The sequence below is a fragment of the Nocardia sp. NPDC003482 genome, assembly GCF_053588115.1.
Genome location: NZ_JBSFPI010000001.1, coordinates 408,246 through 427,891, shown reverse-complemented (window position 1 = coordinate 427,891; position 19,646 = coordinate 408,246). Strand labels below are relative to the sequence as shown.

Below are 19,646 nucleotides of genomic sequence, written 5' to 3'. Positions count from 1 at the left end.
CGGACGTCAGCCCGGATCGATACCGAGTTCATCAGCCGCCTCCCGGACCACTGCTCGCAGCGCCCTGTCCCCCCGGGCGATATCCGACGCCGCCGCGAGACTGCGCGCGGCGGCCGCGGCATCGAGCGAATGGACGGCGTAGGCGTGAGTGATGCGGACGTAGACGCCGAGTTCGGGTTCCGCACAATGCTTTTCGCACAGGGACACCGCCTCCGCCGCGCAGGCGCGCGCACGGTCCGGTTCCCCGCTGTCGTGGTAGAGGTCGGCCAGGTTGTTGAGGGCGCGGGCCAGCGCGAGGGGGTCGCCGCCTTCAGCGACGAGGGCGCGATATCGGCCGACGGCCTCGACGACGAATTCGAGCGCGGTATCGGTTCCGCCCGGACGTTCGCTTTCGCACGTCCCCGCGTCGACCAGGGTGTCGGCGAGGTCGGCACTGTCGCCGAGGTCCCGGTAGACCTCGATCGCGCGCCCGAATACGGCCGCCGCGTGATCGTGGTCACCGCGTTCGTCGAGCGTGCACGCCCAGAGATGCAGTGCCGCACCGTATTCCGAACGCGTATCGAGCGGATCGGAGCCGGACACCGCGCGTTCCAGCAGCACGGCGGCGCGTGCCGCGTCGCGCTCGGCCGATTCGGTCATCCCGAGATCGCGGGCGATGGTCGCCGCGAGGTGCAGTGCGGCCGCCAAGGGGCGAGGCGACGGGGTGTCGCGGACGTTTTCGAGCAGGTCGACGGCCTCGTTCGCCAAACTCCATGCGGCGCGCAGACTTTCGTCGTCGTCGCTCAGGGCGATCCGAGCCAGTGCCGCGCCCACCAGGGCGTCGGCGAGCGATTCGTTCACCCCCGCGCGATCCGGACCCGACAGCTTGCGATAGATCTCGCTCGCCTCCTCGTAGGCATCAATCGCCTCGGCGTGCCGTCCGGTGTCGTGCAGCGCGTTGCCGTGGTTGGTGCGCGCGTCCGCCAAGGTCCGCAGATGGACCCCCGGAATCCGGTCGGACAGCCGCCGATGGATCGGGTCCGCCTCGTCGTATCGGGCGAGCGCGAGATCCGGGTGCCCGCCCCTGCGCAGCGCCACGGCCGCGTTGTTGAGCGAAGTCGCCAGGGCCACAAGGTGTTTCTCGCCGTAGCGACGGATCATGGCGCGGGCGAGTTCGGTGGCCTCGTCTCCGGCGTCGAGGGCGGCCTGCCAATCGCCCCGGCGGCCGTGGGCTTCCGCGAGGTTCCCGAGGACCCGGACCAGCGAGTCCCGATACCGGTCGGGGTTCTCGGCGTCGAGTTCGCGGTACATGTCCGCCGCGTCGCGCGTCGCCCGCAACGCCGCCGCCGGGTCGCGGTGCACCGAGCCCGCCAGGTCCGAGGCGAATGCCAGCCGCTCCCGCCGATCCGGATCCGAGTCGGCGGTCTCCGGCGCCGTCCGCAGGATCGCGACGGCCTTCTCGACGGCCTCGGCGGCCCTGTCGTCGTGACCCAGCTCGTGACCCATGTCCGCCAACGCCAGCAGGGCGGTGACGTGCGTCCTCGTGAATTCGCCGGGCTCGACCGCGGCGGCCACGGTCGCGTCGTCGAGAAGCCGCACGGCCTCTTCGGCGTATTCGATCGCTTGGTCGTGATGCCCCAGATCGCCGTGCATACCGGCCAGCAGGGTGAGGGCCCCGGCCAATTCGAACGTCACCAGCGGCCCGCGCGGCAGCGCCCGATAGTCGCGCACGGCCTCCGCCGCCATGACCAGCGCGGCGTCCCGCTCACCGACCTCGGACAACCGCTGCGCCAAGTTGTGCCGCAGCTCCGCGACGAACTCGGGATCGGAATCCGGCCGGCCGAGTTCGTGTGCCAGCAGCCTCTCGGTATGCGCCGCACCGAGTTCCGCCAGGGCGAGACTGGTGTCGGGCAGGTTCGCCACGATCGTCTCCGAGAGATCGATGCCGCCGCGCAACTCGCCGATCACCGCGGCCAGCGTCGGTTCGCCCGTCAGCGCCGCCACCGCTATCGCGATCCCCACCCGGCTCGCGGTCTCGGCGCCGAGCAGATCCGCCATCGCCCGGACGCTCACGTCCCGGTGCCGGTCGGCCATGCGGGCGAGCACGGTGAAGGCGCGAAAGACCTGCCGGGCGTCCAAAATCGGGGACAGGTCGGCGGCGAGGGTGGGACAGGCGTATTCGCCGTCGGTGAGGACGAGCGCGACGAGATCTTCGCCGAGCCGGTCCGGGCGCAGCGGATTGAGCGCGGCCGCACCGGGATACAGCTGCGTCAGCCACGCGAGATGCCGGGTAAGGCGCGGTTCGTCCGGTCCGATCGGCCGCAGCGCCGACAGCAGCGCGCGAGCGGCGCCGCGATCCTCGGCGCCCGCGAGGGTCGCGGCGGCGACGGCGACCCGGAGTTCTTCCGGACGCGCGGGCAGGCCGTGTCGGGGGGCCGAACGGATCCAGTACCGCTCCTCGTGATGCAGTACGCGCAGCACAGGGTCGGTGCGGGCGCGCGAATCCCCGTGCCGCGCATCGGGATACCGCACGTCCAGCACCGCCGCCAACGCCGCGGCGTGCAGATCGAGGATCTGGTCGTAGCGGTCGTCGTCCAGATCGCCCGGCACGCCCGCCCGATCCGGCGCCACACCGAGGTGCTCGCCGAACCGCTCGACCGCCGCCAGGAACCGCTCCCGTCGTCGTTCGCCCGGTTCGACCCGTCCGGCGCGCGCGGAGATCAGGTCGGCCGCCAGACCGGCCAGGGCCGGGTTCTCGTGCCGCTCGAGCACCCGGGTCCACTCCCCCGCCGAACGGGCCAGCAGGAGAACCCGCGCGGGGCCGAGATCGGCGGGGCGATCGAGCAGGGCGTTCAGGATCGTCACCACATCGCCGGGGCGGGAGTCGGCGTAGTCGACGACCAGGAGCAGACCACCGCGCACCACGCGTATGCGCTCGAGGACGACGGGGGCGAACTCCGCGCGGACGAATCCCGCGTGCATTCCGGCACTTTCGCCGGAGCGGATCAGTTCGGCGGCGAGCCGCGACTTCCCGCGCCCGCCCGGTCCCACGACCAGACGCACCTCGAGCGGGGCCGACGACGACAGCCACGCGCGCAGGGTGTCGTACAGCTCGTCCAACGGATCGAAGTCGACGACGCGATGTTCGGGCCGGAGCAGTTCGCTCGGCAATGGCGTCGCCGGGAGTTCGACCGGTGATTCGAACAGGTCCGGCAAGGCCAATTCGGGTACGCGGCCGACGACGGTGTCCGCGAGTCGTGCCCGATCGGCGGCGAGGGTTTTGTGTCCGATCGTCAGGGCCTGGCGCAGCCGGAGTTCGGCGATGTCCGGCGGCAGCTCGAGGGGGATCGCCGCGCCGTCGAAAAGCACCGGCAGAACGGGGATTTCGCGTTCCAGCGCGCGCCGGACCTCGCGCCGGATCCAATCGCGGTCATCGTCGATCGCACCCCTGGCCGCGCCCTCGGCGCGACCGGCCCAGTTCGGGCCGATCATCACCACCAGCACGCGCGCTCGCTCCAGGGCGGCCCGGATCTCGTCGGGGTAGGGCGCGGCGGGGTCCATGGAGGCGAAATCGAGGAACACGCGGGACGCGCCGAATCGCTGAACCAGGTATTCGTGCGCGTCCGCGGTGCCGTATCGAGAATCCAGGGTGCGATAGCTGACGAAGACGTCGGCCCCGCTCGCGACCATCAGTGCACGCCGACGAAGATCGCCAGCCCCATGACGAGCAGCGCGCCGTAGAGCGGGGCGATCGCCCACGACGTCCAGATTCGCCACGCGGGCAACCACTGTCGGAGCCTGGTCGGTACGCGCCGCCACCGGCCCGCGCCGACCGGGGACGCCGGGGGCGCGGCGAGCGTCGGATCCATCTCGAACACCGGAATCGCGGGCGTCCCCCGGACCACCGCGTTGTACAGCCGCCGGAACGCGCGTTCCTGGTCGAGATAGTTGGTGTCGATCACGGCGAACAACACGACCGCGCCGACCCCGAGCAGAGCGATCGAATCCGCCCGCTTGGTGAGCGCGTACCCGTAGGTCGCGGTGACCACCGGAAGCAGCCAGCCCTTGGTCGTCGCCGACGCCGCCGCCATCCGGGTGATGGCCGCCTGCAGGTAGTCGAGGTGTTTACGCCGGTCGTCCGGATCGATCTCTGGTGTACTCACGACCTCCCCGCCCGGGCTCGTTGTGATCGACTGCCGAGTGTACCGGGAGCCGACGAACCGGTCGCGTGTACTGGCCTGGGCCGCAACCGGATTGCGGCCCTACGCCATCATGAGCACGTCCGACACCAGTCGCTCCGCATACTCCCGGTCGGCGGACAGGCCGAAGACCACGTGGTGGTACATGGGGGCGATCACGTGATCGAGGACCTGTTGCTCGGTGGGGGTGCGTTCGCCGCGGGCGCGGGCTCGGTCCAGCATTGTCGCGGCCTGGGTGCGGCGCTGTTCCCAGCACGGGCAGGTGGCTATCTCGTCGCGGGCGGAGATCATGGCGCGCAGGTAGCGGGTGCGGCGGGGTTGGGTGATGTCGTCGATGACGATTCCGGCCCAGGCGGACAGGTCGCCGCGCAGTGAGCCGGTGTCGGGCGGTTCGTCGCCGTCCTTGGTGAGGGCGGCGACGGCGACCTCCTCCAGCAACGCGTCCAGGTCGCCCCAGCGGCGATAGATGCTGGTCGGGTTGACCCCGGCGCGGGTGGCCAGCAGCGGGATCGTGATGCGGTCCGCCTTGCCCTCGCCCATGAGCTGGCCGACGGCGGTGTAGACGGCGTCGCGGACCTTCGCGCTGCGCCCGCCCGGCCGGCGGGCTGGTGTGGTGGCCGACATGCGACCATTATTGCAGAGGTATTTGCTTTAACTCCGGCTCCGTGTACCGTCTACTAAAGCAACGCTCTTTGCTTTAGTCGATGTGGGAGTTCTCCATGCTGATCGCTCCGGCCACCCGGCGCATATCGTCCGGACTGGCCACCGTCGTGCCCGCGGCGACCATGCTGACGTTCCTGGCCGCGTCCAGCGCCCCGACGCCCCTCTACCGCGTCTACCAGGCGCGATGGGCGTTCTCCTCGGGCATGTTGACCGTGATCTTCGGCGTCTACGCGGTGTGCCTGTTGCTGGCGCTGCTCACGGTCGGGTCGTTGTCCGACCATGTGGGGCGCCGCCCGGTGATCCTGGCCGCCATCGGACTCGATGTGGTGGCCATGGTGGTGTTCAGCACCGCGGACGGGGTGCCGTTGCTGATCGCGGCGCGGATGGTGCAGGGCCTCGCGACCGGCGCGGCGACCGGCGCGCTCGCCGCCGCCATTCTGGACGCGGAACGACCGCACGGGCCGCTGGTGAACAGCGTCGCCCCGGTGGCGGGACTGGCCGTCGGCGCGCTGGGTTCCGCGGCGCTCGTCCAGTTCCTGCCGTGGCCGCGGCACACGGTGTACCTGGTGCTGATCGTGCTGTTCGCGATCGAGGCCATCGGCACGATCCTGGTCCCCGAGACCTCGCCGCGGATGCCCGGGGCCCGGCAGGCGCTGCGCCCGAGGGTCGGCGTCCCGGCCCCCGCGCGCACCGCGTTCGCCGCCACCGCCCTGCTCGACATCGCGGCGTGGGCGTTGAGCGGCTTCTACCTGTCCCTCGGCCCGAGCCTGGTCCGCGCGGTCACCGGCTCGACCTCGATCCTGCTCGGTGGGCTCCTGGTGTTCACGCTGGCCGGGGTGGGCGCGGCCGCGATCTGGCTGCTGCGCGGGGTCGCGGCCGACCGGGTGATGCGCGCGGCGGCGGCCGCGCTGGCGATCGGGATCGCGGTCACCGTCGCGGCCATCCAAAGCGGTTCGCCAACACTGCTTTTCACCGGAACGGTGATCGCCGGGATCGGTTTCGGGGCCAGCTTCCAGGGCATCACCCGCACCGTCTTCCCGCTCGCGCCGCCGACCGAACGCGGCAAACTCGTCGCCGCCTTCTACGTCCTCAGTTACCTCGCCTTCTGCATCCCGGCCGTCACCGCGGGCGTCGTCGCGACCCACATCAGCCTGACCACCACGGCGACCTGCTACGCCGTCCTGCTGATCGTGCTCACGCTCTCGACGCTGATCCCGCTGCGGACGCGCTGAATACGTCGGCGGCGCAACGCTTTTCGGTGACTACTTGCCATTGGGATGGCCGAGCCGGGCGAGGGCGGTGGTCCAGTCCGCGGCGATGGCGCTCTGGGCGTCGCCGAGCCCGACCGTGTGTTTGCAGATCAGTTCGTGGAGTTGGTTCTCGACGGTGTCCTTGGGGTTGTTCGGGCCGCTGCCGGGTTTGTGGCCCGGGGAGGGGGGTTCGACCCAGAGGTTGCGGGGGTCGTTGGGGTCGCCGCCGAGTTCGAGGGAGATGAGGTGGTCGTATTCGGCGTCGTGGAGGTTGCCGGTGTAACCGTAGGACTTGGCGTTGGCGTCCTTCTCCCGGTCGGTGATCGAGGCGGGCGGGCGGATGGAGGAGGTGTAGCCGCCGCGGCAGATGGTGCTGTCGATATTGTCCTGTGTCACCGCGGGATTGGTGGCGCCGGGGGTGCAGGCGGGATCGGGGAGCGGCTGTCCGTTGCTCGCGGTGCGGGAGTGGCAGCTACCGGGCGCGGGCTGCGGCTGAACGGTGTAGGTCCCCGAGGGGCCGGGTCCGACCGGGACCGGGGCGGCATCGATCAGCGCTGGTCCGGCCTGCGCGGTCGCGGGCGGCCGGGCGAGCCGTTGCGCCGACTGCTGGCCGCAGCCGCCGACCAGGACCAGCAGCGCGATCGAAACCATCAGTGCGGGGCGGGTATTCATGAATTCCTCCGGGCGTGGGATGCAACGCCATTGTCCGGCACCGGCACGCCGAACGCAGCCCGCTCGCTCGAGGTCGGTCTGCCATCGAGCCCGGGGACGCCGCCCCTTACTCACCGCGACCGCGGATCACCCGGTCGGACAACGGGTCTCAGAGGCGTTCCCGCAGGGTGGGCAGACCGGGGCCGGTGAGGTCGTCGCAGTAGGCGCGGCGACCGGCCATCGCCATGGTCAGGGCGAGCGTCGGTCCCGTGACCAGGGGGCCGGTTCCGGTGGCGAAGGGACCGTCGGTCGCCGCCAGGCGGAGACCGTCGATCGCGCGTTTGCTCGCGACGGTGAAATCCCGGCTCGCGAAGAAGCGCGCGACCGCGGTGGTGGCCTCGAGCGCGGGTTCGCGCGTCAGCCCGAGCGGACGGCGAATGTCCTGACCGTGGACGACCACCTCCCCCAGCCATGCCGCGGTATGCCCCGACGGGGCGACGGTGCTGCCGACCACGGCCCGGAACCGGTCCAGGGTCTCCGCCGCAGTCGCGCCCCGGTGCACGGTCACCTGCCGGGCGTTGTGCGCGTCGAAGTCGAACCGGGCCCTGGCGACGCTGAGCAGCCAGCGGACGCGGCCGTTGCTCGCACCCGCGGTGAGATGGGCGACGACCTCCTCCACCGTCCACTCCCCGCACAACGACCGTGCGGCCCACTGGGGTTCGGTCAGTCCGGCGAGGTCCTCGGCCAGGGCCGACCTTTCGGTGTGGATGAGCGCCCACAGTTCGTCGCGAGAGATGACGTCCGGCACGAGAGCAAACCTCCGAGTTCGTAGTTCCGAGATGGTGACGGAGGAGCGGAGACGAATTCATCGGCCTCGCGGGTTCCACCGTCAGCCGGGGTAGCCCTGGATACGGTGAACGGCGATGGGCCGCAGCCGGTCTCGCAGGGCGGCGGCGTGGGGGCCGAAGAGTTCGGTGTCGGTGGCCACGGCGATCCGGACGGCGCGCCGGGCCAGATCGGCGCCCTCCGAGGTCACTTCGAGGCGAACGGTGCGGGCGTCGGCGGGATCGGGGTTGCGGCGGAGGAGGTTGCGGTCCTCGAGGGTGCGGATCACGCGCGAGGCCATGGTGCGATCGGTGCCCGCCATATCGGCGGCCTGCTGCTGGGTGGGCGGGCCGTGGTGGCGGGCGAGCCAGCCGATGGAGGCCAGCAGGTTGAACTGGGTCGGGGTCAGGGCGAGCGGCCGAAGATTGCGTTCGAGGGTGGCCCGCCATTCCAGGGCGGCGTGGTGGAGCCAGAAGCCGGGGCTCTCCAACGGGCCGCGCGGCTGGTCAGGCACGGCGGGCTGCCTCGGCCTCCAGGGCCGCGAAGGTGCGGGGCATATCGGCCCGCATGGCCTTCTCCCAGATCAGGTGGAACAGCGGGCCGAACGGACCGTGGATCTCGACCCGTTCGGCGACGCGAACGGTGCCATCGCCGAGCGCCTCATAGGTCCGGTGCCCGCGCAGTTTCCCGAACGGAATCCCGGCCTCACTGGTCCACGACCGCTTCGGCTCCACCGCCGTCACCGTGAACGCCCCCGCCGGAGCCCCTTTCGGTTTCACCCACCCCGAGGTGCCCGCCTCGAAGGGCCCATCGATCCGAGCCTTCTGCTCGTGCGGATCCCACTCCGGCCACCGCGCCACATCGGTGGCCACCGCCCAGATCGCGTCGAGATCGCCTCGGATGACGGCGGATTCGGTGAACGAGTACATCATGACGCCTCCCTGGTTGTTGCTACAGCAACAGTATTCTGTTGCTGCGGCAACAATCAAGGACATGGCCGATTCCCGCGCCCAACCCGCCGTATCCTTCGGCAGTCGAACGCGGCCTGGGCATTCGGCTAGCGATCGAGTCGACGCAACGCGGTATCGAGCCGAGCCCGGTCGGGGCTCCACAGGACCGCGGTTTCGCCCCGATGCGGTAGCTCGATGAGGAGCGTGACTCCGACACCACGCATGGCCGCCCGTCGCGCGGGGCCGTGCTTGCGACTGAGCGTCAGGTGCTCCGGCGGTTTGCGGGGAACCTGCCACGCATAGAGCCACCCCTGATCGCTCCGATCCAGTTCGGGCCCCGCGTCGATGGCTTCCCGCGGACCGACGCACAGGTCGAAGCGGACGCACCGGACGGTCCTGGTCCGCACCGACTCCGGGTCACCGCTCAACGCGATCGGATGGGCATGCCAGCCGGGAGTCATCGGGGAATGCCCTTCGATCACGACATACGGCAGGTCGGGGTCGAATGCCCGGACCAACTCGGAGGGCCGGGCGTCGTGGACGCCGACCGACCAACCCCCGTCCGGCGCCTCCGACGGTGAATCAACACGCACGCCGCGCAATCTACCGAGCGCGATCGCTCGCCCTACCGGTCACCGTGTCGCATCGAGCCGCGGAAACGGCTGTTCGGCTTCCAGCAGGTAAGCGAGTTCGAGGAGGGTGCGTTCGTCACCGTGGGCGGCGGACAGGTGGATCGCGAGCGGGAGGCCCTGGGGGGACAGTCCGGCGGGGAGGGAGATGGCGGGTGAGCCCGCGACGTTGTTGACCGGGGTGAAGGAGACGAAGGTGGTCATTCGTCGGAACAGTTCGTCGAAAGGGACTGCGGGAGAGAGGAATCCGAGTTCGGGGGCCGGGTGGGCGACGACCGGGCTCAGGATGATGTCTTGCCGGGTCAGCCACTCGTCGTAGGTGTGCCGGAATCGGCGGAGGCGACGCAGCGCCGCGGGGGTTCGGCGCAGGGATCGCCGGTGGTGGGCGCGGAGGCCGCGCGTCGCGGCCTCGGTGTCGTCGACGCGCCACGAGCTTCCGAAACCGAGCCTGCCCGTCGAGAGGAGGACATCCGCCAAAAGCGCCCAGTACAAGGCGAAATCGTCGACGAACGTGCTGGTCGCCGGGGCGGTGGTGGGCTCGACGAGGTGCCCGTGGGCGGCCAGGATCCGCGCGGTGGCCTCGACGGCGGCCCGAGTGGACGCATCGATGGTCGCCCCGGTGGGGCTGTCGGTCAGCAGTCCGATCCGCAAGCGCCGCTTCGACGGTCCCTCGACGTCGCCGATCGGCGCCAACGCGGGGTTGCGGCGGTAGCGCTCGGCGGCGGCGAGGAAGGCGGCGCTGTCCCGGACGGTGCGCGTCAGGACACCCTCGGAGACGATATTGATGGGCAGCAAGCGGGTCGATTCGTCGTCGACCAGTCGACCCCGGCTCGTCTTGAGTCCGACCAGGCCCGCGCACGCGGCGGGAATGCGGATGGAACCACCGCCGTCGTTGCCGTGGGCGAGCGGAACCGCCCCCGACGCGACCAGGGCCGCCGCGCCGCCGGAGGACCCGCCCGCCGAATACGCTGTGTCCCAAGGGTTTCGGACCGGTTCCGCCGCCCCGAACTCGGTGCTCGGGGTGAGTCCGAATTCGCACATGCGGGTTTTGCCGAGCACCGTCACGCCCGTGGCCAGGACCTGACGCGCGACCCGCCCGTCCCGCCGGGCCGCCCGCGCGGCGAAGGCGGCGCTGCCGTTCCCCGTCGGCAGTCCGGCCAGATCGACATTGTCCTTGAGGTAGGTCGGCACACCGGTGAGCGGGCCGTCGGGCGCGAACCGCGGGAGTTCGTAGGTCGCCGCCACCGCGCACAGCGTGTCGTCCACCCGGCGGGTCCGTTCGCGGGCCGCGGCCGCCAGCTCGGCGGGGTCGGCCTCGCGCGCGGCGACCCGGCGGGCGAGTTCGACGGCGTCGTGGTCGGCGAGGGCGTCGTCGAGGAAGGCGTGGACCCGCGGCATGAGCACCTCAAAAAGTCTGGAATATTTTCCAGAGAATCTAGAAATCCTTCCAGACTCTGTCAAGAGGCGCCCCCGGACCTCCGGTTAGGATCGGCCCATGAACGCTCGACGGCACGGCCCCAGCGCCCAGGCCCGCCGAGATGCCCTGCTACAGGCGACCGTCGAGATCGTCGCCGAGCAGGGCATGGCCGCGGTGACGCATCGTTCGGTGACGGAACGGGCCGGACTGCCGCTGGCGACGGTCAGCTACTTCTTCTCCTCGATCGACGATCTTCCGCGCGAGGCGCTGCGCACGTTCATGGCCCGGGAGCGGGACGCCCAGACCGCCCTGGCCGACGAGGTGGCCACCGGCACGATGTCGGCCGACGAGATGGGCCGCACGCTCGCGGCCGCCAACCGGCCACGGCTGCCGAACTGGCTCGCCCACGTCGAGTCGCTGCTGCACGCCGCCCGCCATCCCGAGTTCCGCGATTCGGTCCACGACGCGCTCGAATCGTCCTGGGCGGTCGCCCGAGCCGTGGTGCGCGCCGTGGGCGCCCCCGAGGCCGAAGCCGCGGCACCGGCCCTGACGGCCCTGGCCCACGGCCTGGCCCTCGACCAGTTGGCGGTCGGCACGATCGACGACAAGGCGTCCTACCAGGCGTTTCGCGCCCTCATCCTGGGATATCTGCTCGACAATGGTCAAGAGAGTCTCGCGCTGTCGCTCGCGCACGCGAAACATCAAGAAGACCACTGACTTTCGTGCGGGCCACCCGTTTCGATGTCGGCGTCTTCACGGGCGGCGACGGACCAGCACGAAAGCGAGCACGCCCAGAGCCGCCCCGACGCCGAGTCCCACGCAGATCGCGAAGCCGCGCACGAAGTATCCGAGTCCCGAGTCGTGGAACAGTTCGATCACCAGGCCCTGGTAGAGCACCAGGCCGGGGAGCAGCGCGCCGGTGATCCCGACGAGGATCAGCGCCGACATCGGCACCCGCAGCCGTTCGGCGGTGGCGGCCGCGGCGAATCCGAGGACGACCGCCGCGACCGAGCCCGACCAGTCCGGCGAGACGTGCGCGAGGTGGATCAGGCACTGGTTCGTGGTCGCGGTGAACAGGCCCGCGACGGCGGCCGGTATGAGCAGATCCTTTGCGCCGCTGTTGAATACGGCGTTCCCCACCGCGCCCAAAACCGAGAAGAGCACCGCGAGCCAGACCGGGAGAACCGGCAGGTGCGGGTCGACCGGGCGCAGCGCGGCACGCTCCACCATGGTCACCACGAGCGCCCCGCCCAGCACCATCCCGCCCACGGCGAGCAGGCTCGACGCCGCCCGCGCGGTCGCGGTGACGGTGTCGGCGTTGACCGCGTCCGCGGCCGTGGCCACCAATTGCGGCATGGGCACCAGCAACACCCACACCGTGGCGATCACCACCGCGGCCTCACTGACAGCGATCACCCCGATCAGGTGCGCACCGACGCCGAGCGCACCGGCGAGCACGGTCTGTAGGGCGGTCGCGTACAACCGCGGCACCGCGATCATGCCCAACCCGCGCCCCAGCGCCCACACCGGCGGCAATGCCACGGCGGCGGCGCACGCGGCGGCGACGGACCCGCCGACCTGCAAGGCGATGCACAGCGACAACAACGCGCCCCCGAACGGCAGGAACCACCACGGCCACGGCGGCGGCCCGAGTTCGGCCGCGGCCAAACGCGCCTGTGCCGCACCGGGATCCAGCCCTTCGGTCACCACCGCGCGCGCCACGTTCTTCAACCGCTTCATCCGATCGCAGTCGAAACTGTCCAACGTCGCCGCGACCCGCGTCCGGGTGGCCGCCCGCCGATCCGCGAAGACGTACTCCACGGTGACCATGCGACCCGCCCCCGCGAAGGTCACCGGCTCCAACCCCATCGCGGCCGCGCACGCGGTGACGGTCCCATGCGTGGCATCGGTGGCGTATCCGGATTCGATCATCGCCGCCGCCAACCCGGTCAGGAAGTCCAGCGTCGCCCACACCCGCTGTTCCCGCGTTCCGGTATCGGTCACCACGTCAATGTATTGGCCGAAGGTGCGGGGCCGCGCGTTCCCAGAGCGCGCGTGTCGCCTCGCGTCGGGCGGCGAGTGACCTCCAGCGCCGGATACCGTCGCGGTCGTGCGAGTACCCGATTCCCGCGAGAATCATACGGCTGCGCGAACTCGCGGCCGAATGATCAATACCACCAAGGCAATTCGTCGTGACCGAAGTCGTGGAAGTCGCCGAATCGGCCCGAATAGAAGGCCAGCCCCGTGCCGTCGCGCCACCGCATATCGGTGACCTCGCCGTAGAACACGCGGTGGTCGCCGATGTCGTGGGCGGTGTGCACGCGACATTCCAACTGCGCCAAGGCATCCGGGATCAGCGGGAGTCCCGATCGGCCGAAATCGACCGGGATGCCCTCGAATCGGGCGCCGCCGCGGGTGGCGAACCGCCGGGCCACCGCTTCCTGGCGGGCGCCGAGGATCGAGACGGCGAAGGTTCCAGTGGCGTCGACGGCGTCGGTGGTGCGGCTGCCGTGGGTGAGCGAGACCAGCAGGATCGGCGGTTCGAGGCTCACCGAGGTCAGGGAGCTGATCGTCATCGCGCAGGGATTGCCGGTCCCGTCGTCGGCGCTCACGATCGCCACGCCGGTGGTGAAGCGGCCCATGCTCCGTCGCATATCCGACGGTGTCGGGCAGTGGAAGGCGGGTAATGTCATCGCGCGGTCCTACCTGCTGTGGTAGCGGACTTCGAACGTGACGACGCCCTCGTCGGTGCGCCACGGACCGTGCGGCATCCCGGGCGGGCGGCAGGCGTACATGCCCGCGGTGAAGGTCTCGCCGAGGGTGAGGTCGGTGAACGATCCCTCGAGGATGTAGACCTCCTCCCAGAAGTCGTGCTTCTGCACGCCCATCGGGGTGGAGTCGGCGCCGGGCTCGTAGCGCAGGATGCGGGTCGCGACGTTGCCCTCCGGATCGCGCGCCAGGATGCGTTCGGTGATGGCGGGGTCGCCACCGGGACAGACCGTGTACTCGACGTCGGTGACGGGGAAGAACTCGAATTCGGGCTTGGCCATGGGGAATCGCCTCTCAGACGGTTTCGGGCTTGTAGGAGGCGAGGAACCGCTCCACCTCGTGCAGCGGCTCCTCGTAGCCGTAGTTGCGGTAGGTGTAGGCGCCCTTCACCACGAACGGCGCGCCCGCGTAGAACAGTTCGTACTGCTGATGCCTGCCCGCGAACTCGGAACCGATGATGTCCCAGGCCAGTTTGAACAGTTTGACCCGCTCCTCCGACGGCACACCCGGCGACTGCACGTAGTGGGTGATGTCGGCGGAGGTCACCGGGCTGGTGAGATCGGTTACGCTGGAAGGCAATTGGAGCACTCCCCCGCCGACCAGGTCGCGCAGGATCGCCAGCACGCGCGGGTAGATCTCCGACTGCAAGCCCATCGAGCCGTACAGCGCGCGCTTGCCGGGCACCCACTGCCCCGACTCGTCGGCGGTCGCGGTGTATTCGGCGGCCAGCACCGCCGATTCGACCCCCGAGACGAGCGCGGCGAGTTCACCGAGCTTCTCCTGGACGCTGGGGATCTTGTCGACGCCGTTGACCTGGGTGACGCGCCGGGCCACGCCCGCGATGAACCGCAGTTTGGTGGCGAAGCGGATCTGCGCCTGCCAGTTCCCGAGGGCGTGCGCCCCGGTGTCGAAGAACTGCCGCCGCACCCCGGCGGTGTCGCGGTCGACGAAGACGCGGTCCCACGGGATGAGGACGTCGTCGAACACCACCAGGGCGTCGGGTTCGTCGTAGCGGCTGGTCAGCGGATAGTCGAAACCGCTCGTCGCGGCCGGGGCGTAGGGGCGGCGGCAGTAGAGCTTCAGACCGGCGGCGTTCGCCGGGACGACGAACGACACCGCGAAGCCCTGATCGTCGGGTCCCAGCGGTTTGATGCAGGACACCAGGATCTCGTCGGCGATGGCCGCGCCGGTGGCCAGCATCTGCGAGCCGCGCACGACGAGCCCTTCCTCGGTCTCGCGGACGACCCCGACCTGGAGGAACTCCCCCTCCCACCCCGACGCGGTGGTCGCGCGCGACACCTGCGGCGGAATGATCGCGTAGGAGACGTACAGGTTCTCCGCGAGCAGCCGCCGGTGGAAGGCGGTGACATTGGCGGACAGGTCGCGGGCGCCGCCGGCGAAGACCTCCGGGTGCGCGGCGAAGGCGGCGAGGAACGTGCCGACGTGGTCGGGGCTGCGGCCGACCCAGCCGTGCGTGTGCCGGGCCCAGGTCGCGATCGCCTCGCGGCGGGCGCGCAGTTCCTCGGCGCTGCGCGGGATGCCGAAGACCCGGTTGGCGGTCCCGCCGATCTCCGGCGCGGTGTACTGCATCCCGTTGGCGGGATCGGCGGCCAGGTCGAACAGTTCGGCGATGGTGTGCGCGACCGGCGCGAACGCGGGGTGCGTGGTCACGTCGCCGACCCGTTCGCCGTCGACGAGCACCACGCGCCCGTCGTTCAACGAGGCCAGATACTCAGCTCCCGTACGCATGTGGAACTCCTTCGAGGGTGGTGTAGGTGTGGGTCAGGGCGCGCCCGTCGGGCAGTACGAGTTCGAGGTCCCAGCGGTGGCCGGGGGTGAACCGGCCGTCGAGCAGCGGCAGGGTTCCGGCGAAGCAGACCAGGTCGCCCCCGTCGTCGCCGATCCGCTCGGCTACCACGGCGAGCAGATCGCCCGGCGCGCGCAGGGCCGCGAGCGTGCCGTCCTGGTAGAGCCGCCCGTCCACCCAGCTGCGGGCGCGGCAGGCGTCCCAGTCGAAGCGAGCCCAGTCGCCGATCTCGACGACGGTCGCCCCGAGGGGTTTGGCGCAGGCCCGTTTCGACTCGCCGATGTCGACGGTCTCGAGCGCGCGGTCGGTGTGGTCGGAGCCGACACCGAGGAAGTAGCGGCCGCGGTGGCGCAGGAGGACCGGTTCCACCTCGCCGGAGGTGTCCGCGCTGGGAACCGGGGTGGCGGCCGCGGTGGTGACGGTCGCGGTGGCGACGGGATACAGCATCGGCACGTTCTCCGGCGGCGCGACGCCGATGGCGGCCAGTTCGGCGATGTGGTGCCGCACGGCGGCCTCGTCGCGGCCGGTGTAGCCGGCGACCAGCGCTCGCGCGCCGGCGAAGCGCAGGATCTCGCCGGAGTCGAGGACGGTGCAGCTCGCGAGGTCGGTGATCGCTTCGGTCATGACAGCACCCGTCCCGGAGCCAGCACCCCGTAGTCGTCGAGCCGGTCGGCCAGGACCGGAAACTCCGCCCGGGTGCGCCCGACCACGGCCGGGTCGATCTCGACGAGCGTCCAACCTTCGGCGGCGTCGGCCTCGGCGAGCACCTCGCCCCACGGGTCGACGACCCGGCTGTGGCCCGCCAACTCCACCCCGCCGTGCGTTCCGACCGCGTTGCAGGCGATGACGACGACCTGGTTGTCGACCGCGCGGGCGGCGGTGAGCAGCCGCCAGTGCGCGAGCCGGGCCTTCGGCCACGCGGCGGGCACGATGACGATCTCGGCGCCCGCGCCGACGAGTTCGGTCCACAGTCCGGGGAAGCGGAGGTCGTAGCAGGTGGTCGCGGCGGTCGGACCGAACGCGGTGTCGGCGACCTCGATGCGTTGCCCGGGCAGCAGCAGCCGCGCCTCTTCGGAGCGGTAGCCGAAGACGTGAATCTTGCTGTAGCGGTGGAGGATTCGGCCCTGCGGATCGACGAGCACGGCAGTGTTGCGCAGGCGGCCGTCGCCGGTTCGCTCGACGATGCTGCCGACGTGCACGTGACAGCCCCGGTCGCGGGCCACGGTGCGCAGCACCTGGAGGGTGGGACCGTCGAGGGTCTCGCCGGTGGTCTCGTAGTCGTCGAAGTGGTTGTAGCCGACGCGCCACAGCTCGGGCAGCACGATCAGGTCGGCGTCGGCGCTGAGGTCGGTCAGCGTCCGGCGTACCCGTTCGAGCCGGTGTGCCGGGGTTTCGGCGTCGGGGCTGGCGATCTGCGCCAGGGCGACTTTCATCGATCTTCCTCGGTGGTCGGTGGGTCAGAATCGGGGTTGTTTGAGCGCGGACAGCGTGGTGTCGAGGTGTTCGCGCACCGCGTGGATGGCGGCCTCGGTATCGCGGGCGGCCAGCGCGTCGCGGATGGCCGCGTGTTCGATGAGGACCTGTTTCTTGCGCTGTTCGTCGGAGAGCAGGATCCGCACGCCCATCCGCATCTGGCGGTCGCGCAGGGATCGGTAGAACTCGTGCATCACCTGGTTGCCCGCCGCGCGGATGACCGTGGTGTGGAACTCCAGGTCGTGGGCGATGAATTCGACCGGATCGGTGTCGGCCTCCTGGTCGGCGATCAGATCGCGCAGCCGATCGGGAACCCCGCCGGGATTCGCGGCCACCTGGGCGATCGACCATTCCTCCACGACCCGCCGGGCCTGCATCACGTCGTCGACGTCCTTGTCCGTCAACGCCGGGATGTAGGCGCCCTTGTGCGGTACCCGCCGGACGAAACCCTCGGCCTCGAGCCGCAGCAGGGCCTCGCGGACGGGGGTACGCGAGGTGCCCGAGGCGGCGGCGACCTGGGCCTCGGACAGGAACATCTCTTCATCGCGAGGCAGGGTGAGAATGGTGTTCTTCAGCCATTCGTAGGCCAGCTCCGGTGCGGAGGCCGCGCTGGTCTTCGATGTCGTCATGAGAGATGCCCTTTCCTGGGTGGCTACTTACTGAACGGCGACTGCGGGGTCGGCCTGAGTCACTTGCTCGCGCACATCGGCGAGGTCCACCGCGCGGGTCTCCCGGGCCAGCAGGGCGGCGACCAGCGACACCGCGCCCATGACGGCCAGGTAGACCGCGATGGCCCGGCCCGTGCCGAAGTGGTCGTACAGCGCGATGGCGATGATCGGGGCCAGCGATCCGGCCAGCACCGAGGCCAGGTTGTAGGCCAGCGACACTCCCGAATACCGCACCTCGGTCGGGAACAGCTCGGAGAAGAAGGTCCCGATCACCGCGCTGTAGGCGGCGAAGACCACGAGGCCGACGGCCACCGCGACGACGATCGCGCCGGTGGCGGCGGTGTCGAGCAGCGCGAAGAACGCGAACGCCCACACGATCGTCGCGATCGAGGCGCCGATGTAGATGGGTCTGCGTCCGATCCGGTCGGCCAGCAGCGCGAACAGCGGGATCGCGACCAGGGCCACCGCCATGCCGATCATCACCGCGTTCAGGCCGGTGCTGCGCGGCAGGCCGAGGATCTGCGTGAGGTAGGTGATGACGAACAGCGAGAAGATGTAGAACCCCGCGTTCTCGCCGAACCGGGTGCACGCCGCCAGCAGGATCTGCCGCCAGTACCCGCGCACCGCGGCGCTCAGCGGCATCCGCTCCGGGCGCGGGGCGGTCCGGGTCTGTTCGAACAGCGGGGTCTCGGCGACATACAGCCGCAACACCAGTCCGATCACGACCAGCAGCGCCGACATCGCGAACGCGATCCGCCACCCCCACGACAGGAACGCGTCCTCGGACAGCACCGCGCCCAGCAGCGCCAGCGCACCGGCGGCGAGCAGATTGCCCAGGGGCGGACCGAGATTCGGCCACGCCGCCCAGAAGGCCCGCCGCCGGGAGTCACCGTGTTCGGAGACCAGCAGCACCGCCCCGCCCCATTCGCCGCCGAGCGCGAAGCCCTGCACCAGACGCAACAGCACCAGCAGCAGCGGGGCGGCGATGCCGATCGTGGCGTAGGTCGGCAGCAGCGCGATGAGGAAGGTCGACACGCCCATCAGCAGCAGGCTCGCGATCAGCGTCGCCCGGCGGCCCTCCCGGTCGCCGAAATGCCCCAGAACGGCCGCGCCCAGCGGCCGCGCGACGAAGCCGACGGCATACGTGGCAAAGGCCAACATCGTGCCGACCAGCGGATCCGCCGAGGGGAAGAACAATTTGTTGAACACCAGCGCGGCGGCGGTGCCGTAGAGGAAGAAGTCGTACCACTCCACTGCGGTGCCCGCGAGACTGGATCCGGCGACGACCGGCAAACTCGTATGCGTTCGCCGGTTGGTAGATTTGCTTCTGGCGGTTGCCATGTCGACTCCTCGTCGATTCGTCGCTACCTGACGATCCACCGGCCCACGTCTACCTGCACGTAGACATTCCGAACGGGCGATGGATGGTGCTGCCTGGCTCGGTGGCTGTTGGCGCAACCACCGAGCCGCCCCCGCCCCCCGCATCGGGTGTGAACCCGATCACGACGAGCGCGTGTACCAGTTGTATACCATCGGTCCACAATCAGGCAAGGGGTGCCGTCAGGGCGCGGCGACGAGGCGCCGGAGCCGTGTCAGTCGCGGGTGAACCGGTAGGTGATGTCGGTGAGCGCGCCGACGTCGATCTGCGAGATCCCGGTGATGCCCAGGTCCACGCAGTGGTCCAGGACCAGATAGGTGGGTGCGGCGCCGTTGGTGGCGCCGAGCAGCGCGTAGTAGTCGCAGCTGCCCCACAGGCGCGGACCCACCGCGACCGTGCCGTCGCGCGCGGGGTTGAGCAGGGCCATGTACTGGTAGAGGTCGGTCGCCTCACCGGCGCCCGCGTTCTCGGTCCACAGGTAGTTCAGCAGCGGCAGCACATAGTCGGTGACGTCCTTGTCCGTGGCGTCGTCGGAGGCGGCCAACCGGTATTGATGGAACAGGACATCGGAATGGCTGAGCTTCTCCCCCGCCTCGCGCTCGGCGTTCCACAGCAGAACGGCGCCCTCGTCCGGGATCGGCGTCGCGAGGTATTCGGAGGAATCCTCGGTCGCCGCACTCCACGTCGTGCGCATGGCCCGTCCCGTCCTCGATTTGGGCCAGTCCACCATCGCCGAACGGTAAAACTTCTCGAACAGCGCCCGCCGGTCGGCCAGCGCCTTGATCTGCGCGTCGGTGCGCGCGCCCGCGGCCTTGGCGACCGCGTCCATGCGGGCGGCCCGGTCCCGGCCCTTCCGCACGCAATTGTCGTAGACCACTTGGAGTTTCGCGGCCCTGGCGTGTTTGACGTGCTCGGGTTCCGGGACGGCGGCCACGTCCTCGCCCGGGGCGGGGGGAATGTCGAACTGGTCATTGGAGGTCATTGCGCT

At 70.4% G+C, this 19,646-nt stretch carries 20 protein-coding genes; 2 read left to right on the top strand and 18 right to left on the bottom strand.

The genetic code is table 11. The features are described 5' to 3' along the window. Positions 1-6: 6 nt before the first annotated feature. The 3 genes from ACWDSJ_RS02030 to ACWDSJ_RS02020 form a co-directional block, all read right to left on the bottom strand. Positions 7-3,669, bottom strand: a complete 3,663-nt coding sequence (locus ACWDSJ_RS02030; protein WP_450028811.1) for a tetratricopeptide repeat protein — start codon at positions 3,667-3,669, stop codon at positions 7-9. Then, entirely contained in the window at positions 3,669-4,142 is a 474-nt protein-coding gene (locus ACWDSJ_RS02025; RefSeq protein ID WP_450028810.1) for a hypothetical protein, read from the bottom strand. Before ACWDSJ_RS02025 ends, ACWDSJ_RS02030 begins: the two co-directional genes overlap by 1 nt. Before the next feature lie 99 nt (positions 4,143-4,241). Further along, positions 4,242-4,802 carry a TetR/AcrR family transcriptional regulator gene (locus ACWDSJ_RS02020; protein WP_450028809.1) on the bottom strand — a complete coding sequence of 187 codons (561 nt, stop codon included), beginning with the start codon at positions 4,800-4,802 and terminating at the stop codon, positions 4,242-4,244. A 95-nt stretch (positions 4,803-4,897) separates the two neighbouring features. On the opposite strand from ACWDSJ_RS02020, the gene ACWDSJ_RS02015 reads away from it, so the two are divergent. Next, positions 4,898-6,073, top strand: a complete 1,176-nt coding sequence (locus ACWDSJ_RS02015; protein WP_450028808.1) for an MFS transporter — start codon at positions 4,898-4,900, stop codon at positions 6,071-6,073. Between the two features lie 30 nt (positions 6,074-6,103). Here the strand turns inward: ACWDSJ_RS02015 and ACWDSJ_RS02010 are convergent, their stop codons facing one another. From ACWDSJ_RS02010 to ACWDSJ_RS01985, 6 genes are all read right to left on the bottom strand, one after another. Further along, complete coding sequence (locus ACWDSJ_RS02010) at positions 6,104-6,763, bottom strand: hypothetical protein (RefSeq protein WP_450028807.1); 660 nt, start codon at positions 6,761-6,763, stop codon at positions 6,104-6,106. Between the two features lie 148 nt (positions 6,764-6,911). Continuing rightward, entirely contained in the window at positions 6,912-7,550 is a 639-nt protein-coding gene (locus ACWDSJ_RS02005) for a maleylpyruvate isomerase family mycothiol-dependent enzyme (protein ID WP_450028806.1), read from the bottom strand. A gap of 81 nt (positions 7,551-7,631) precedes the next feature. Beyond that, the gene (locus ACWDSJ_RS02000; RefSeq protein ID WP_450028805.1) at positions 7,632-8,081 is read right to left on the bottom strand and encodes a MarR family winged helix-turn-helix transcriptional regulator; all 450 of its coding nucleotides are present in this window, start codon (positions 8,079-8,081) and stop codon (positions 7,632-7,634) included. Further along, positions 8,074-8,499 carry an SRPBCC family protein gene (locus tag ACWDSJ_RS01995; protein WP_387357621.1) on the bottom strand — a complete coding sequence of 142 codons (426 nt, stop codon included), beginning with the start codon at positions 8,497-8,499 and terminating at the stop codon, positions 8,074-8,076. The genes ACWDSJ_RS02000 and ACWDSJ_RS01995 overlap by 8 nt, the downstream gene beginning before the upstream one ends. 125 nt (positions 8,500-8,624) lie before the next feature. Continuing rightward, positions 8,625-9,110: a hypothetical protein gene (locus ACWDSJ_RS01990; protein WP_450028804.1), complete on the bottom strand. Its 486-nt coding sequence runs from the start codon at positions 9,108-9,110 to the stop codon at positions 8,625-8,627. A gap of 39 nt (positions 9,111-9,149) precedes the next feature. Further along, positions 9,150-10,544, bottom strand: coding sequence for an amidase (locus ACWDSJ_RS01985; RefSeq protein WP_450029018.1), 1,395 nt, complete (start codon positions 10,542-10,544; stop codon positions 9,150-9,152). Between the two features lie 97 nt (positions 10,545-10,641). Between ACWDSJ_RS01985 and ACWDSJ_RS01980 the strand changes: the two genes are divergently transcribed. Then, positions 10,642-11,280, top strand: coding sequence for a TetR/AcrR family transcriptional regulator (locus ACWDSJ_RS01980; protein ID WP_450028803.1), 639 nt, complete (start codon positions 10,642-10,644; stop codon positions 11,278-11,280). A 36-nt stretch (positions 11,281-11,316) separates the two neighbouring features. Here the strand turns inward: ACWDSJ_RS01980 and ACWDSJ_RS01975 are convergent, their stop codons facing one another. The 9 genes from ACWDSJ_RS01975 to ACWDSJ_RS01935 all read right to left on the bottom strand — a co-directional run bounded on the left by ACWDSJ_RS01975 (position 11,317) and on the right by ACWDSJ_RS01935 (position 19,640). After that, positions 11,317-12,567 carry a threonine/serine exporter family protein gene (locus ACWDSJ_RS01975; RefSeq protein ID WP_450028802.1) on the bottom strand — a complete coding sequence of 417 codons (1,251 nt, stop codon included), beginning with the start codon at positions 12,565-12,567 and terminating at the stop codon, positions 11,317-11,319. Between the two features lie 164 nt (positions 12,568-12,731). Then, a complete protein-coding gene (locus tag ACWDSJ_RS01970; RefSeq protein WP_450028801.1) occupies positions 12,732-13,217 on the bottom strand; it encodes a flavin reductase family protein in 486 nt (161 codons plus the stop codon). 48 nt (positions 13,218-13,265) lie between these two features. Further along, a complete protein-coding gene (locus ACWDSJ_RS01965; RefSeq protein WP_450028800.1) occupies positions 13,266-13,613 on the bottom strand; it encodes a cupin domain-containing protein in 348 nt (115 codons plus the stop codon). 13 nt (positions 13,614-13,626) lie between these two features. Next, on the bottom strand, positions 13,627-15,081 hold the full coding sequence (locus ACWDSJ_RS01960; protein WP_450028799.1) for a 4-hydroxyphenylacetate 3-hydroxylase family protein: 1,455 nt from the start codon (positions 15,079-15,081) through the stop codon (positions 13,627-13,629). Next, the gene (locus ACWDSJ_RS01955) at positions 15,065-15,763 is read right to left on the bottom strand and encodes a DUF2848 family protein (RefSeq protein ID WP_450028798.1); all 699 of its coding nucleotides are present in this window, start codon (positions 15,761-15,763) and stop codon (positions 15,065-15,067) included. The genes ACWDSJ_RS01960 and ACWDSJ_RS01955 overlap by 17 nt, the downstream gene beginning before the upstream one ends. Beyond that, entirely contained in the window at positions 15,760-16,572 is an 813-nt protein-coding gene (locus ACWDSJ_RS01950; RefSeq protein ID WP_450028797.1) for a carbon-nitrogen family hydrolase, read from the bottom strand. The genes ACWDSJ_RS01955 and ACWDSJ_RS01950 overlap by 4 nt, the downstream gene beginning before the upstream one ends. 24 nt (positions 16,573-16,596) lie before the next feature. Then, a complete protein-coding gene (locus ACWDSJ_RS01945) occupies positions 16,597-17,241 on the bottom strand; it encodes a GntR family transcriptional regulator (RefSeq protein WP_450028796.1) in 645 nt (214 codons plus the stop codon). Between the two features lie 27 nt (positions 17,242-17,268). After that, positions 17,269-18,621: an MFS transporter gene (locus ACWDSJ_RS01940; protein WP_450028795.1), complete on the bottom strand. Its 1,353-nt coding sequence runs from the start codon at positions 18,619-18,621 to the stop codon at positions 17,269-17,271. Between the two features lie 251 nt (positions 18,622-18,872). Further along, positions 18,873-19,640: a hypothetical protein gene (locus tag ACWDSJ_RS01935; RefSeq protein WP_387357607.1), complete on the bottom strand. Its 768-nt coding sequence runs from the start codon at positions 19,638-19,640 to the stop codon at positions 18,873-18,875. Positions 19,641-19,646 lie beyond the last annotated feature (6 nt).